Annotated in this window: 14 protein-coding genes; 6 read left to right on the plus strand and 8 right to left on the minus strand. The window is 39.0% G+C overall.

Annotated features, from left to right (window positions below; all coding sequences use genetic code 11):
- The first annotated feature begins 120 nt into the window (after positions 1-120).
- The 4 genes from BMF77_RS02500 to BMF77_RS02515 all read left to right on the plus strand — a co-directional run bounded on the left by BMF77_RS02500 (position 121) and on the right by BMF77_RS02515 (position 4,360).
- Entirely contained in the window at positions 121-399 is a 279-nt protein-coding gene (locus BMF77_RS02500) for a BrnT family toxin (protein WP_148760382.1), read from the plus strand.
- Positions 362-640: a BrnA antitoxin family protein gene (locus tag BMF77_RS02505; RefSeq protein ID WP_028088706.1), complete on the plus strand. Its 279-nt coding sequence runs from the start codon at positions 362-364 to the stop codon at positions 638-640. Before BMF77_RS02500 ends, BMF77_RS02505 begins: the two co-directional genes overlap by 38 nt.
- A 117-nt stretch (positions 641-757) precedes the next feature.
- On the plus strand, positions 758-1,438 hold the full coding sequence (locus BMF77_RS02510; protein WP_148760384.1) for a Uma2 family endonuclease: 681 nt from the start codon (positions 758-760) through the stop codon (positions 1,436-1,438).
- A 765-nt stretch (positions 1,439-2,203) separates the two neighbouring features.
- Positions 2,204-4,360, plus strand: a complete 2,157-nt coding sequence (locus BMF77_RS02515) for a polyribonucleotide nucleotidyltransferase (RefSeq protein WP_148760387.1) — start codon at positions 2,204-2,206, stop codon at positions 4,358-4,360.
- Between the two features lie 938 nt (positions 4,361-5,298).
- Here the strand turns inward: BMF77_RS02515 and argH are convergent.
- The 8 genes from argH to trmD form a co-directional block, all read right to left on the minus strand.
- Positions 5,299-6,687 (minus strand): argininosuccinate lyase, encoded by a 1,389-nt coding sequence (gene argH / locus BMF77_RS02520; RefSeq protein ID WP_148760389.1) that lies wholly within the window; start codon positions 6,685-6,687, stop codon positions 5,299-5,301.
- Positions 6,688-6,931: 244 nt separating this feature from the next.
- Positions 6,932-7,144: a hypothetical protein gene (locus BMF77_RS02525; RefSeq protein WP_148760391.1), complete on the minus strand. Its 213-nt coding sequence runs from the start codon at positions 7,142-7,144 to the stop codon at positions 6,932-6,934.
- 530 nt (positions 7,145-7,674) lie between these two features.
- Positions 7,675-8,460, minus strand: coding sequence for a nickel pincer cofactor biosynthesis protein LarB (gene larB / locus BMF77_RS02530; protein ID WP_148760393.1), 786 nt, complete (start codon positions 8,458-8,460; stop codon positions 7,675-7,677).
- 58 nt (positions 8,461-8,518) lie between these two features.
- Positions 8,519-10,300 (minus strand): ABC transporter substrate-binding protein, encoded by a 1,782-nt coding sequence (locus BMF77_RS02535; protein ID WP_148760395.1) that lies wholly within the window; start codon positions 10,298-10,300, stop codon positions 8,519-8,521.
- 98 nt (positions 10,301-10,398) lie between these two features.
- On the minus strand, positions 10,399-12,180 hold the full coding sequence (locus BMF77_RS02540; RefSeq protein WP_148760397.1) for an ABC transporter substrate-binding protein: 1,782 nt from the start codon (positions 12,178-12,180) through the stop codon (positions 10,399-10,401).
- Positions 12,181-12,235: 55 nt separating this feature from the next.
- Entirely contained in the window at positions 12,236-12,781 is a 546-nt protein-coding gene (locus BMF77_RS02545) for a hypothetical protein (protein ID WP_148760399.1), read from the minus strand.
- A 27-nt stretch (positions 12,782-12,808) separates the two neighbouring features.
- Entirely contained in the window at positions 12,809-13,291 is a 483-nt protein-coding gene (gene ispF / locus BMF77_RS02550; protein WP_148760401.1) for a 2-C-methyl-D-erythritol 2,4-cyclodiphosphate synthase, read from the minus strand.
- 174 nt (positions 13,292-13,465) lie between these two features.
- Entirely contained in the window at positions 13,466-14,161 is a 696-nt protein-coding gene (gene trmD, locus BMF77_RS02555; protein WP_148760403.1) for a tRNA (guanosine(37)-N1)-methyltransferase TrmD, read from the minus strand.
- Positions 14,162-14,233: 72 nt separating this feature from the next.
- Between trmD and BMF77_RS27165 the strand changes: the two genes are divergently transcribed.
- On the plus strand, positions 14,234-14,494 hold the full coding sequence (locus BMF77_RS27165) for a hypothetical protein (RefSeq protein WP_210422285.1): 261 nt from the start codon (positions 14,234-14,236) through the stop codon (positions 14,492-14,494).
- A 340-nt stretch (positions 14,495-14,834) separates the two neighbouring features.
- On the plus strand, positions 14,835-15,698 hold the full coding sequence (locus tag BMF77_RS02560) for a cyanophycinase (protein WP_015079845.1): 864 nt from the start codon (positions 14,835-14,837) through the stop codon (positions 15,696-15,698).
- Positions 15,699-15,714: the final 16 nt, after the last annotated feature.

A 15,714-nucleotide genomic window follows, 5' to 3' on the forward strand; every position in this document is an offset into this window, starting at 1 on the left:
AAGATATAATGAAAATATCAGAATCAGGATATCCAGGATTTAAGGATTCACAGGATGAATGATTTTTGCTGAATAGGATAGCCATATCTTATAATTAAAGAATAATTTGAACTATCAGAGATGCAGTTTGAGTGGGACGAAGCGAAAAATTTAGAAAATATCCGTAAACATCAGATTGACTTTCAAGATGTTTATAAAATTTTTGACAGTCCAATGCTGATTGAGGAAGATGAACGTTTTGACTATGGTGAAGAAAGATGGTTTGGTATTGGTTTTTTGGAAAATGGAGTCGCTGTAGTTGTTTGGACAGAAAAACAAGGCAATGTAATTAGAATTATTTCAGCACGAAAGGCAAATCGTTATGAACGAAAAAAATTTGAACAATATCTCACGGACTAATTGGCAAGCATTAGATTCAATGTCAGACGAAAACATTGACTATTCAGATATTCCACCATTAACTGATGAGTTTTTTGAAAAGGCAACTTTGCAAATTCCCGCAGCACAAGCTAAAAATATTATTCAATTAGAACCTGATATCATAGCTTGGTTTAAAACCCAAAATAAAGACTATCAAACGGCTATTAATCAACTTTTACGTCGTCATATCGAAAGTAGCAGTAATCAAAAATCTGCTTAGTAATGTAGGTTGGGTTAAGCAACAGCGCAGCCCAACAAAAGAATAATATAATATTGGGTTTTCTCAACCCAACCTACGTAATGCTATAATCAACAAATAACTACTTGGTATCATATCATGATGATTACTCAAGAATTAAAATGTCAAGAAAACATCTCCCAAGATGTAATATTTCCCCCAAGTGATTTATATAGTGATGAACCGACCGTGGAAACAGAACTACATCTAGAGCAAATTATGCTCTTAATCAAATGTCTCAAATGGTTATGGAAAGATAGAAATGATTTCTATGCTGCGGGAAATCTCACTATTTACTATAGTCCTAATCAGAAAAAATCTGAATATTTCCGAGGTCCAGATTTCTTTGTCGTCTTGGGAACAGAACGCAAAACCCGTAAAAGTTGGGTAGTTTGGGAAGAAGATGGTAAATATCCTAATTTCATTTTAGAAATTCTCTCACCAACTACAGCTAATACAGATAGAGAATATAAAAAAGAACTTTATCAAAATACCTTCCGCACACCTGATTATTTTTGGTTCGACCCTTATACACTAGAATTTGCAGGTTTTCATTTAGTAGACGGAGAATATCAACCTTTAGAACAAAATCAGCAAGGATATTTGTGGAGTCGTCAGCTAGGTTTATATTTAGGAATTTATCAAGGACTATTACGGTATTTTACACCAGCAGGAGAGCTAGTTCCCACACCTGAAGAAACCGCAGAAAAAGAAGCGAAAAAATCAGAACGTTTAGCAGCAAAACTGCGGGAGTTAAATATAGATCCTGATACAATTTAATGTAGGTTGGGTTAAGCGACAGCGCAACCCAACAACAGCTTTAATAAACCAATGATGAAAATGTCTGAATCAGGATATCCACCGATTAAAGGATTGTCAGGATGAAGAGATTAAATATTTTTGATAATCACCAAATTCTGTGGATATGAAAATTATGTGAATGACGATAAAAATATCTGAATCAGCATGAATAGGATTACATTACTTTCACCATCAAATATTTTATTCAGCAATTCCATACTCTGCGAATCTGCCAATCATAAAAATCTAAATCCCAACAAAAATCCTGTAAATCCTTAAATCCTGGACATCCTGATTCTGACAAAAATATTTAATTATTCAATTCCGAAAATCCAAATCCAAACAAAAATCCTGTACATCCTTAAATCCTGGATATCCTGATTCTGACAAAAATATTTAATTATTCAATTCCGAAAATCCAAATCCAAAGAAAAATCCTGTAAATCCTTAAATCCTGGACATCCTGATTCTGACAAAAATATTTAATTATTCAAATCATAAAATTCCTTTTTAATGACAGGGGCAATTACCATACAGTTAATTACATCTTAATTGATTGATAAAATATTATTAAATCGTTCAGCAAAAATAGAACTGAGACAACAAACCCAGATATGAAGCCCGTTGTACAGCTAACTTAGAGAATTTTGTTGTATGTTTGTTCATTACAGAAGCCGTCTAGACTGCATAAATGTTAGGATTGCCACAGAGTGAGAATCGCGTAAGAGAAGGAAAAAAAACTGAATGGCAGAATTTGAAAAGTCAATATCCTTTGATGGACGGGATATTCGACTGACGGTTGGCCTACTAGCCCCCCAAGCAGGTGGGTCGGTTTTGATACAATCAGGAGATACAACTGTTTTAGTAACGGCTACAAGGTCAGCAGCGCGGGAAGGCATTGATTTTTTGCCACTGACCGTAGATTACGAAGAAAGATTGTACGCAGCGGGAAGAATTCCTGGGGGAATTATGCGCCGAGAAGGTCGTCCACCGGAAAAGTCAATTCTTACCAGTCGGCTGATTGACCGTCCACTCCGTCCTTTATTCCCTTCATGGTTGCGGGATGACTTGCAAGTTATGGCAATAACTATGTCAATGGATGAGCAAGTCCCTCCTGATGTGTTAGCAGTAACAGGTGCTTCAATTGCTACCCTCATTGCCCAAATTCCTTTTAATGGACCCATGGCCGCAGTGCGAGTAGGCTTAGTGGGGGATGATTTTATTATTAACCCTACCTATGCAGAAATTGCAGCGGGAGATTTGGATTTAGTCGTCGCCGGTTCACCAGATGGGGTAATCATGGTGGAAGCGGGTGCAAATCAATTGCCAGAGCGAGATATTATTGAAGCGATTGATTTTGGCTACGAAGCAGTTCGGGATTTAATTCAGGCCCAGTTAGATTTACTGGATGAACTAGGTCTAAAACTGGTGCAAGAAGCACCACCAGAACCAGATCAGACATTAGAAAACTATATCCGCGATCGCGCTAGTAATGAGATTAAAAAAATCTTAGCGCAATTTGAGTTAACTAAAACTGATCGTGATATTGCTTTGGACGCAGTTGAAGATAGTATTGCTGATGAAATCAAAGCTTTACCAGAAGAAGACCCTATTCGCATTGCTGCTACAGCAAACTCTAAAGCTCTTGGCAATACATTCAAAAGTATTACTAAATACTTCATGCGCCGTCAAATTGTCGAAGATAATGTCCGCGTAGATGGTCGCAAACTTGATGAAGTCCGCCCTATATCTTGTCGAGTTGGCATAATACCCAAACGAGTTCATGGTAGCGGTTTATTCAATCGGGGACTGACTCAGGTACTATCAATGTGTACCCTTGGGACTCCCGGAGATGCCCAAAACCTCAACGATGACTTGCAACTAGAACAAACCAAACGTTACCTGCATCACTATAACTTCCCTCCCTTCTCCGTCGGCGAAACCAAACCATTACGCGCCCCTGGGAGACGAGAAATCGGACATGGTGCATTAGCAGAACGGGCATTGTTACCTGTACTACCATCCAAAGAAAAATTTCCCTACGTAATTCGCGTAGTATCGGAAGTTCTTTCTTCCAATGGTTCGACTTCAATGGGTTCAGTTTGTGGTTCTAGCCTATCCCTCATGGATGCCGGTGTACCAATTACTAAACCTGTGAGTGGTGCGGCAATGGGCTTGATTAAGGAAGGGGACGAAGTGCGAATCCTTACCGACATTCAAGGCATTGAAGACTTTTTAGGTGATATGGACTTCAAAGTTGCCGGTACAGATACTGGGATTACCGCTTTGCAAATGGATATGAAAATATCTGGTTTGTCTTTAGAAGTAATTGCCCAAGCTGTCAACCAAGCCAAACCTGCCCGGTTACATATTCTGGAAAAAATGCTCCAGACTATTGACACACACAGGGAAGAAACCTCACCCTATGCTCCACGTCTGTTGACCATCAAGATTGATCCTGACATGATTGGTCTAGTCATTGGACCTGGAGGGAAAACCATCAAGGGGATCACTGAAGAAACTGGTGCAAAAATTGACATCCAAGATGATGGTACTGTCACCATTTCCGCAGTTGATGAAAACCGGGCGAAGAGAGCGCGGAACATCGTTCAAGGCATGACCCGTAAACTCCATGAAGGGGATGTTTACATCGGTCGTGTGACACGGGTTATACCCATTGGTGCTTTTGTGGAATTCTTGCCCGGTAAAGAAGGCATGATTCACATTTCTCAGCTTGCTGACTATCGAGTTGGCAAGGTTGAAGATGAAGTAGCTGTTGGTGATGAGGTGATTGTCAAAGTGCGAGAAATTGACAATAAGGGACGAATTAACCTCACACGCTTGGGTATTCACCCAGATCAAGCAGCAGCAGCACGGGAAGCAGCAGCCGTAAACCATTAAATCGCTGACTGGATTTTAGATTTTAGATTACAGATGAATCGCAAATCTAAAATCCGCGATGCCTTGCTAGTAGGCATCGCTGTCGAATTCTTTATTATTTAAGTATAAAAAATTAAATTTAATTGGGTGTCAAACTGTCAGCTAAGTAAGTCGGCCCAATAAAATCGATATATGTTTAGTTTTGTAAAAACCGTGAAACACCCTATTTATAAGGTATTCGTTAATTTATATTTCGTTACATAGATTGATTTTTTAACGCCGACCTACTTAAATTCTGGGCAACCCTACCCTTTCCTACTCTTTTTTGGGTAGGTTTTCTCTGTCCATCCGTTCTCTGACATCACTGATGCTTGATAATTAAAAAAATACCCAAAAACTTCTTGTGGTGCGGGCATCTTGCCCGCTAATCATCAAGGACGGGCAGGATGCCCATCTCACAAAATTGGGTAATTTATTTTTTGGTGTTCCCTAAATTCTGGTTGACATTAGACTTTTTAGTGCGATATAATGGTATGCTATTTAAAGTGTATTGATTGCTGCACTAGGCTAAAAAAGTATATCAATAATATCGGTAGCTAATATGGCCTAAGTAATGCCTAGATGCCAATTTTTTGTTGTTTATTAATGAGGTGAATATGGCAAAGCGCCGTAACCCGAAAAAAGAAAAGGCGCTACGAAACCAGGCCTACGCCAGAAAGTTTCGTAAACGGACCACCACAGGTAGAATGGGCAGAAGATTCCAACAAAGACCGCCCAAGAGTGAAGAGGAAGACACAGGCGCAGCAGCAATGGACGCTGCTGATTAGTACGTCTAGTTAAATTTTACTCTTTCATATTCTGAATTTTTAGGGTGTACACGAGTACACCCTTATTTGTTGTCAGTTGTCAGTTGGAAGAAAGAATTGAATTTCTCCCCTGCCCCCTGCCCCCTGTTCCCTTTATTTCACACTGATTTGAGTCCGGGCGTTGAGAAGAGCTTGTCTAACTTGGACAAAGCCTGTGCCTCCGTAGCTGTTGCGGGCTGCAACTACTTGACGTGGGGTTATGGCTTCATAAATATCAGCAGCAAATGCGGGATGGATTTGTTGCCATTCTTCTAGCTGCAAATCTTTGAGTAGTTTACCAGCGGCAATACTGGTTTTGACGACTTTGCCCACAATGTTATAAGCTTCGCGGAAGGGTACACCCCGCGCTGCCAGATAATCGGCGACATCGGTAGCGTTAGCAAAGTCTTCTGTAACTGCTGTTGCTAATCGCTGATGACGAAATTCTAAACCTTCTTGCAGTAAAATTGTCATTGCTTCTAAACAGGCTTTGACTGTGTTCACGCTGTCAAATATGCCTTCTTTGTCTTCTTGGAGGTCTTTGTTATAAGCCAGGGGTAAACCCTTCATAATTACTAACATGGCTTGCAGATGACCAAATACTCGCCCGGTTTTGCCGCGCACTAATTCGGGTACGTCGGGGTTTTTCTTTTGGGGCATAATGCTAGAACCTGTGGCACAACTATCTTTGAGGGTGACGAAGCGAAATTCTTCAGATGCCCACAGAATCACTTCTTCGGACAGACGGCTGAGGTGAACCATGATGATACTAGCAGCACAGAGGAATTCTATGGCAAAGTCCCGATCGCTCACTCCGTCCAAGCTGTTAGCATAAACATTGTCAAAATGTAATAAATTGGCTGTATAGTGGCGGTCAATAGGAAAAGTTGTTCCCGCTAAAGCACCACAACCCAAGGGGGAGATATTCACTCGTTTACAAACGTCTTCCAAGCGTTCCCAATCCCGTTGTGCCATTTGGAAGTATGCCAGTAAATGGTGCGCTAAACTTACTGGTTGGGCGCGTTGTAGGTGGGTATAGCCAGGAATCAGAGTTTCGACATTTTTTTCGGCTATATCAACTAAGACTGTCTGAAAGTCCCGTAATTGCTGGCGAATTTGCTGAATTTGATCGCGGAGGTATAATCGAGTATCTGTACCTACTTGGTCATTGCGAGAACGGGCGGTGTGAAGTTTTTTACCTACATCTCCGACAATTTCCGTAAGTCGCTTTTCTACGGCAAAATGGACATCTTCGGCATCAACACCGGGTTGGAATTGCCCTTGACGATATTCTTGACGAACTTGTTCTAAACCGTTAAACAGTGCTTCCCCTTCTGTATAGGAAATTATTCCTGTATGAGCCAACATTTTGGCATGAGCTTGAGAACCAGTAATGTCATATTCGATGAGTTCAATGTCAAAACTGATACTTGCATTGAAACGAGCGATCGCCGGATGCAGCGCGGACTCAAACCGCTGACTCCAAGTTTGTTTTTCGGTCATAAATCTGAACAGAGGAAAAATGTGCTAATAGATACTAGAAGATAGGCAGATTCAATGTTGTATTTTGCTGTTAGAAACCGCCTTTACACACAGAAAATACATCTTCATGGGTTTCAATCCCTTGTTTTTGTGTTAATATACGCAAGCCGACTCTGCCTATGTAGTAGCAAATTATATTTGCTGGCAACCTTGAAAACACCCTGAGAGATTTTTCCTGAAAATCAATTCAAAATCTAAAATCTATTTAGCCGAAACTACTTAAACTTTTGAACAGATAACCAACAACTACACCAATAAACAGCGCCCAAACTTGCCCAGTTGTGATAAAGTGATTCCAACCAAGTCGCATTTGCTCCAAAAGGTCTGGGTCTTTAATATGACTGTAATCAGCCAGAAAAGTGATATTTTGGTGTAAATTGCCTAAAAATGGCAATAGTAAATCATTCAGGTTTTCCATAATACTGTAAGCAAAATCTTGACAAATTCTATTAAATAGTAAAAGTAGCTATTGACACTCTCAGGGAAGACAGCCACTGAGATTCTACTGACAGAATTAGATTAAAGGTTTAGCCTAATCTAATCTCGCTGCGACCGTCAAACGCCGCCTAGACGCTCAATACAACCACCAATCAAGGTGTCGAAATTGCGCTTACTTTTATTGTTTTCAGTGTTTTCAGAGTCCATCACTAAGCCAAGATGCGGTACGCTCCACAACCTGCCATTACTTGCTATTTCTTGTCAATACTGCCGCTAGGACCTGAACCTAACCGTTGTTTCATAGGAGCCGGGATTTCTCCGTACTAGGATGTTTCAACACGTAGATGTTTATTGTTCTTACTCACGATTTCATTCTAGCATACCACAGGGATTAAAATCCCTCGTGTCGCTTCCCTCTCAGGTCTAAAGCCACGCTCGTTTCCCACTTACCGCGAGGTCTTATGAAGTAGAAAATACAGCAATTATATTCTATTTTACCCTGCCACTTGACTATGTTTCTGCTGTCAAGCGTAATTTTTCTGAAGTTCTTAAAATTTGTCCCGCTAAAACCGCTGCACCAAAGCCATTATCTATATTGACCACACCTATACCAGCAGCGCAAGAATTGAGCATTGTTAATAAAGGTGCTAAACCGGAAAAACTTGCACCATAACCAATACTGGTAGGAACAGCAATCACTGGACAATCCGTCAAACCTGCTACCACACTGGGTAAAGCCCCTTCCATGCCCGCTACCACAATTAATACTGATGATGATTCTAGCAGGTGACGGTTACTTAATAAACGGTGAATTCCGGCTACACCCACATCCCAAAGACGCTGTACAGAAAAACCCGAAAGTTCCGCAGTGACAGCGGCTTCTTCGGCGACGGCTAAATCAGCAGTACCAGCGGAGAGAATCCCGATTTGTCCAGGAAATCTGACTTCAATCACCGGAGGAACAATGGCACAAATTCGGGCTTGTTCGTAATATTGGATACCTCTAACTTTTTTCTGCAATGCAGAATATACTTTTGGCTCAATGCGGGTAGCCATGACTACGGAAGTGCGGTGGCGCATGACTTCCATAATTTGAGCAATTTGTTCCGGTGTTTTACCTGGTCCCCAAATTACTTCCGGGAAACCTGTTCTTAATTGACGATGGTTGTCTATTTTAGCAAACTCACCTACAGATTCATATTGTAAGTTTTTGAGGGAGTCAAAGGCTATCTCTGGGCTAATTGTACCATTGGCGACGGATTCTAAGAGCGATCGCAAATTTTCGGGTTGTGTCATTCGATTTTAGATTTTGGATTTTAGATTTTGGATTTTCCTGATTTCAGTCAAATATCAACTACTTCGTAATTTTAATTTCATGAATATTCCAAAAAGCACCACCAAGCGCAGAAAATTTAATACCTTCAAAACGATTTCGCACTGCTGAGAGAGAATAGGAATTAACCAAATAAATAAAAGGCAAATACTCCTGCGTTAATTGTTGACTTTCCCCATAAATTTCCTTTAATTTAACCTCATCAAATTCCTGTGCGCCTTGAATATAAAGTTCATCAATTTTCTTTTCCCAGTCAGCAACTTCCCAACCTTCAATCGGTTTTTGTCCAGCTTGAGGTTTTTGATTAAACATATGTAATCCCCCTTGAGGCGACCACACATTTGCACCATCATTTGGTTCTAAACCCCCTGTTAAACCTATTAAACAAGCATCCCAATCTAAAGTATTAGAAAGTTTATCTATAAAGGTATTCCAAGCCAATGGTGTAAAATCTACTTGAATCCCAATTTTACTTAAATCCTGTTTAATTTGCGAACCCATTGACTCCCGAATTTTATTACCAGCATTAGTTAACAATGCAAATCTAACCTCATTACCTTGATCATCTACTAAGAGATTTTTTTCATTATATTTAAACCCTGCTTTTATTAGTAATTCCTTCGCTTTATCAGGATTGTATTTATAAACCTTTAAACCCTGTTCTGGTGATAAAAAATAAGGACTTTGGACAGAAATAGGAGAATCTTGAGGCGTACCTAAACCACGAAAAGTGTTATTCAACATGGTTTGTCTATCAATAGCATAAGCTACAGCTTGGCGAAATTGCACATTATTAAACCATTTAGATTTAATAGGATCAACTAATGGTTGATTTTTCCTTTTTCCCTTATTTAAGTTAAAGGAAATAAAGGAAGTGCTAGAACTCGGACCACCATTATATATTTTAAAATTACCTTGTTTTTCCTGGACTTTTAACAAAGAAAAATAATCAGGAGAAACACCAATAGTATCTAAATCTCCAGAGCGAAATTGGAGTAGAGAAGTATCAGTTGATTCCACAATTTGCCAAACTATCCGTTCAATATAAGGTTGTGGTTTACCTTGAGCATCTTTACGCCAATAATAGGGGTTACGGCGAAAAATTACCCGTTGACTGGTATCGTATCTTTCCAGTTTATAGGGTCCATTAACAATAAGTTCTTGGGGAGGAGTATCAACACCCCATTTACTTAAAAATTCCAATTTCCCATCTTTATTTTTGGTTTTAACTGATTTTTCTAAAATATGAGCAGGTAAAATAGATGCTCCTGTATTTAGTAAAAAAGGTCTAAATGGTTCAGGGACACTAAATTCTACTTTTCTATTATCTATTTTTTTGACAGTTGGTAATTTGCGATCTTTTCCGACTCTTAAAACATCTCTAGTATCTGTAGGGATATTTTCATTCAAATAAATATCATTATAGGTAAACACAACATCATCAACTGTTAATGGTTGTCCGTCTGACCATTTTAAACCTTCGCGCATGGTAAAGGTAATTTTGGTTTTATCTGGTGATATTTCCCATGATTGGGCTAACACACCTTCTATTTTTCCGTCAATAGGATTTTGAGTTAATAATCCTTCATAAGTGTAACCAAAAATATTTGGTGATTCAGAACTCAGCGCCGCATTAAATGTTTTTGGATCACTGATAATACTCGTTACTAATTGAGGTACTTGAGCAGCATTGGTTTTTAATTTAACTGGGTTACAAGCTGTAATTGTTATTGCTGTAAAAGCAATGATTGTGATTAATAAGAAAAAGCGTTTTGTGGAATGGAGTATTTTTTGTAATGTCATAGGTTATTACCAGATATTAATATGAGAATGATTTAGACTCTAGCCAACCTAGAAAGTTTTTGGTGATTGGTAATTAGTAAGAATTTCTTCACTATTACCTATTTCGTAACTTTAATTTCATGAATATTCCAAAAAGCACCACCAAGGACAGAAAATTGGATACCTTCAAAACGATTTCTAATTGCTGACATAGCAGAGGAATTTACCAAATAAATAAAAGGTAAATACTCCTGTGTTAATTGTTGACTTTCCCCATAAATTTCCTTGACTTTCACCTCATCAAATTCCTGTGCGCCCTGAATATAAAGTTCATTAATTTTCACTTCCCAAGGTGCAACTTCTCTCCCTTCTATGGGCTTTTGTCCAGCTTGGGGTTTCTGATTAAACATATGTAATCCCCCGTCAGGTGACCAAACATTAGCACCATCATTAGGTTCTAATCCATCAATTAAACCTAATAAACCAGCCTCCCAATCTAAAGTATTAGATATCTTACCTATAAAAGTATTCCATGCCAAGGGAGTAAAATCAACTTGAATGCCAATTTTACTCAAATCTTGTTTAATTTGCGAACCCATTGATTCCCGAATTTTATTACCAGCATTGGTGAGTAAACTAAATCTGACTTCGTTACCTTGATTATCCACTAAAAGATTTTTGTCATTATATTTGAATCCTGCTTTTATTAGTAATTCCTTCGCTTTATCAGGATTATATTTATAAACTTTTAGTCCCTTTTCTGGTGATAAAAAATAAGGACTTAGAACAGAAATAGAAGAATTTTGGCAGGTACCCAAACCACGAAAAGTATTATTTAACATGGTTTGTCTATCAATAGCATAAGCTACCGCTTGGCGAAATTGGACATTATTAAACCATTGAGATTTAATAGGATCAACTAATGGTTTATTATTTCTTTTCCCTTTATTTAAGTTGAAAGAAAGAAATAAAGTGCTAGAACTTTGACCACCATTATATATTGTAAAATTTCCTTGTTTTTCCTGAACTTTTAACAGCGAAAAATAATCAGGGGAAACACTAATAGAATCTAAATCACCGGAACGAAATTGGAGTAAAGAAGCATCTGTTGATTCCACAATTTGCCAAATTATCCGTTCAATATAAGGTTGTGATTTACCTTGAGCATCTTTACGCCAATAATAGGGATTACGGCGAAAAATTATCCGTTGACTTGTATCATATCTTTCAATTTTATAAGGTCCATTAACAATAATTTCTTCTGGGGGAGTATCAACACTCCATTTACTCAAAAATTCCAGTTTACTATCTTTATCTTTTGTTTTCACTGATTTTTCTAAAATATGAGCAGGTAAAATAGATGCCCTTGTATTTAGCAAAAAAGGTCTAAATGGTTCAGGTACACTAAATTCTACTCTTTTATTATCTATTTTTTTCACAGTTGGTAATTTGCGATCTTTACCAATTCTCAAAACATCTCTAGTATCTGTGGGAATTTTTTCATTTAAATAAATATCATTGTAGGTAAATACGACATCATCAACTGTTAATGGTTGTCCGTCTGACCATTTTAAACCCTCACGCATGGTAAAGGTAATTTTGGTTTTATCAGGTGATATTTCCCATGATTGAGCTAATGCTCCTTCTATTTTACCGTTAATAGGATTTTGCGTTAATAATCCTTCATAAGTAAGATCAAAAATATTTGGTGATTCAGAACCAAGTGCCGCATTAAATGTTTTTGGATCATTCAGAATACTTCTGACTAATTGCGGAACTTGAGCCGCATTGGTTTTTAATTGAATTGGGTTACAAGCGGTAATTGTTGTTGCTGTAAAAGCAATGATTGTTATTAATAAGAAAAAGCGTTTCGTAAGATTGAGTATTTTTTGTAATGTCATGGTTTTAATATTTTGATATTGCTGATACTGGTAATTAAATATAAATTATCTACTCTTATTCATAGTTTTGTGAATATGTTTCTCCATTTTTTATCTTTGCTAATAAACCTATTTTTTCAAATTTTTCAGAGGCAGATGGTATTTCTGATTTCCAGTGATAACTCAAATCTCTTAACCAAGATACTATAAGGGTTTTCAAATAGAAATTAAATATTGTTTTCTCACAAAATTCTGAATCATAATGGCTGAGAATTTTTCCTGTATTTAATGATATCTCTGGTTTAGAAAATACACCATTAGTAGATTTAAAAACATTAATTTCTGTTAAATTTGCTAACATAACAAATCGCGGGTTTGTTTGAGAGTTTTGTAAATACAGATTGCTGACTTTTGATAAATCATTTTCATGACTTTCTAGAATTTCTTGCGCTTTGACATCTACTAATAATGCAATTTGCTGATTTTGATCTAAGACGATAATATCTGGAGAAGACAGTTGAAATAAACTTTCTATTTTCTCCGGTGAATCAAATTGATTATTCCAAATACTAGAAATAAGTCGGATTTTAATTAGTTCTTCTGGTTTATCTAAACTAAACATTCTCTTATTCTCCTATTTAGTTATGAATTAATCATCTGCTACTAACAAAACTACAGCATAAGCACAAATCCCTTCTTCTCTTCCCGTTGGTCCCAATTTTTCATTAGTTGTAGCTTTGACACCAATTTGATTTGGTTCTACTTCTAAAACTGCGGCTAATTTATCCCGCATTTGAGAAATATGGGGTTTTAATTTGGGACGTTCAGCCACAACGACAGAATCAATATTGCCAATTTTCCAACCTTGGTCACGAATTAATTGATGTACTTGATCTAATAGTACAAGACTATCAGCCCCTTTCCATTTTGGATCTGTAGGGGGAAAATAATGACCAATATCTCCTAAAGATAATGCTCCTAGCATTGCATCCATGATGGCATGGGTAAGAACATCAGCATCACTGTGTCCTAACAAGCCGAGTTCATGGGGAATGTGAATACCGCCTAAAATTAAATTGCGATCGCTCACCAATCTGTGTATATCGTAGCCGTTACCAATTCTGATGTTCATAGTTTGTTAGTTGTCAGTTGTTAGTAGGGGCGAAGCATTTGGAGAAGCATTTTTCGCAACTACCGATAATTTATCTTCCAAATGCTTCGCCCTTACAGTTGTCAGTTGCAAAAGAATATTTTTCTCCCCCTACTCCCCCTACTCCCCCTACTCCCCCTACTCCCCCTATTCCCCTTACTCCCTCTGCTCTTCTTGCCATTTTTTCAGCAAATCGGGACGACGGGAGGCTGTGCGCTCAATTTGTTGTTGAAAACGCCAACGAGCTATTGCTGCATGATTACCACTTAGTAGCACATCTGGGACTTTCCAACCACGAAAATTAGCAGGACGAGTATACTGGGGAAAATCTAACAAACCCGCTTCAAAACTTTCATTTTTGAGAGATTCCTCCTTACCCACAGTTCCCGGTAGCAACCGCGTCACACCATTAATCAAAGCCATAGAAGGAATTTCTCCCCCAGTGAGGATAAAATCGCCCAAAGATATCTCACGAGTCACCAAATTTAGCACCCTGTCATCTACCCCTTCATAATGACCACAAATAACAATCAATTGGTCATAATTCGCGGCTAATTCGCGCAGTAAGGGCTGGTTCATCGGTTGTCCTTGGGGACTCATCAAAATCACATCACGACGGGGTAGAATCGGCAAAGACTCCACAGCCGCGAAAATCGGTTCTGGCTTCATCAGCATTCCCACGCCACCACCATAGGTTTCATCATCCACCTTGTGGTGTTTGTCCGTGGTAAAGTCTCTGGGATTAACTAGATGCACTTGAGCAATCTGTTTAGCTAAGGCCTTAGCCAGCAAACCAGAATTGAGAATTGACGTGAAACAGTCAGGGAAAAGTGTAACTATATCAAAACGCACAGTAATTCGGACTCGATAGAACTAATTTTAAGGGTAGATACCTAGCCAACAGAATAACTGATAACGTAGCACATGAGTCAGGAGTCAGGAGTTCAGGAGTCACCGAGTCAGGAGTCAGGAGTTCAGGAGTTCAGGAGTTCAGGAGTCACCGAGTCAGGAGTCAGGAGTCAGGAGTCAGGAGAAAGAGAAGAAAGAATAAAGAAGGAAGTTTCTCTCCTGTTCCCTGTTCCCTATTCCCTGTTCCCTGTTCCCTGTTCCCTGTTCCCTGTTTCCTGTTCCCTGTTCCCTGTTTCCTGTTTCCAAGTGAGATCAAAAGTTTTTCTAGTTACTTGATTTATGTTTAAATATTGTCACTACTAAATTTAAATTAATAATCCCACCAAAGTTAACAACTTCCGGGATGCATCTAGCCAAGCTCAGAAGTAAGAGTGTCAAGGCCGACTAAAACCTAAATCCAGAAGGGAATTATAGTGAATTTAGCGCTATAATTCCCGGCTGGAAAAGTAGATAGGTAAAAAACAAGATGCTGGCCATGAGAATGACGGACATGAGAAAATTGAGGCATCGTGTGCGTCAAGCAGTGTCCTCTCATTAAAGCAAAAGGCGAAAATTAACAAGTAGCAACCCTTGTTGAATTAACCTGAAGTTGTTGACTCCCTCAAGCAGAAACACAATGCCGCAGTTAGAAGTTAAATCGCTGGAAATGAGGACACCCCAAGCTACTAAAACCGCCGTACTAGTTATCGGAGGCGCAGAAGATAAAGTTCATGGACGAGAAATTCTGAGAACTTTTTTTGTTCGTGCTGGTGGTAACAAGGCGTATATTACAATAATTCCATCAGCCTCCCGTGAGCCTGCCATTATTGCTGGTAGGTACGTTCGCATTTTTGAAGAAATGGGTGCGGAGAAGGTTGAAATTTTAGACATTCGGGAACGGGAACAATGCGAAAATCCGGAGATTAAAGCATCCCTCGAAGCCTGTAGTGGTGTCTTCTTGACAGGAGGAGACCAACTGCGTCTTTGTGGAGTCCTCTCCGACACACCAGCAATGGAAATTATCCGCCAGCGGGTGAGAGCCGGACAACTGACTTTAGCAGGAACAAGTGCTGGAGCAGCCGTCATGGGACATCACATGATCGCAGGTGGTGGCAGTGGTGAAACCCCCAATCGTTCCCTAGTGGATATGGCAACAGGCTTAGGATTCATTCCTGAAGTTGTCGTTGACCAACATTTCCATAACCGGAATCGCATGGGGAGATTAGTTAGTGCCATCGCCGCTCACCCTGATAGACTGGGCATTGGTATTGACGAAGATACCTGTGCTGTGTTTGAACGAGATGGTTGGTTACAAGTTATGGGCAAAGGCAGTGTCACCATTGTTGATCCTACAGAACTTACCCACACCAATGAACCCAATGTTAGTGCTAACGAACCCTTGACTTTACATAATTTAAGACTACATATCCTCAGTTACGGAGATCGCTTCCATCTTTACCAACGTACTGTTTTACCTGCTGTGCATCGCATCTCTAGCTGACGGTATAGAGTATCTC

The organism is Dolichospermum sp. UHCC 0315A, from assembly GCF_008121535.1.
Taxonomy (GTDB): Bacteria; Cyanobacteriota; Cyanobacteriia; order Cyanobacteriales; family Nostocaceae; genus Dolichospermum; species Dolichospermum lemmermannii.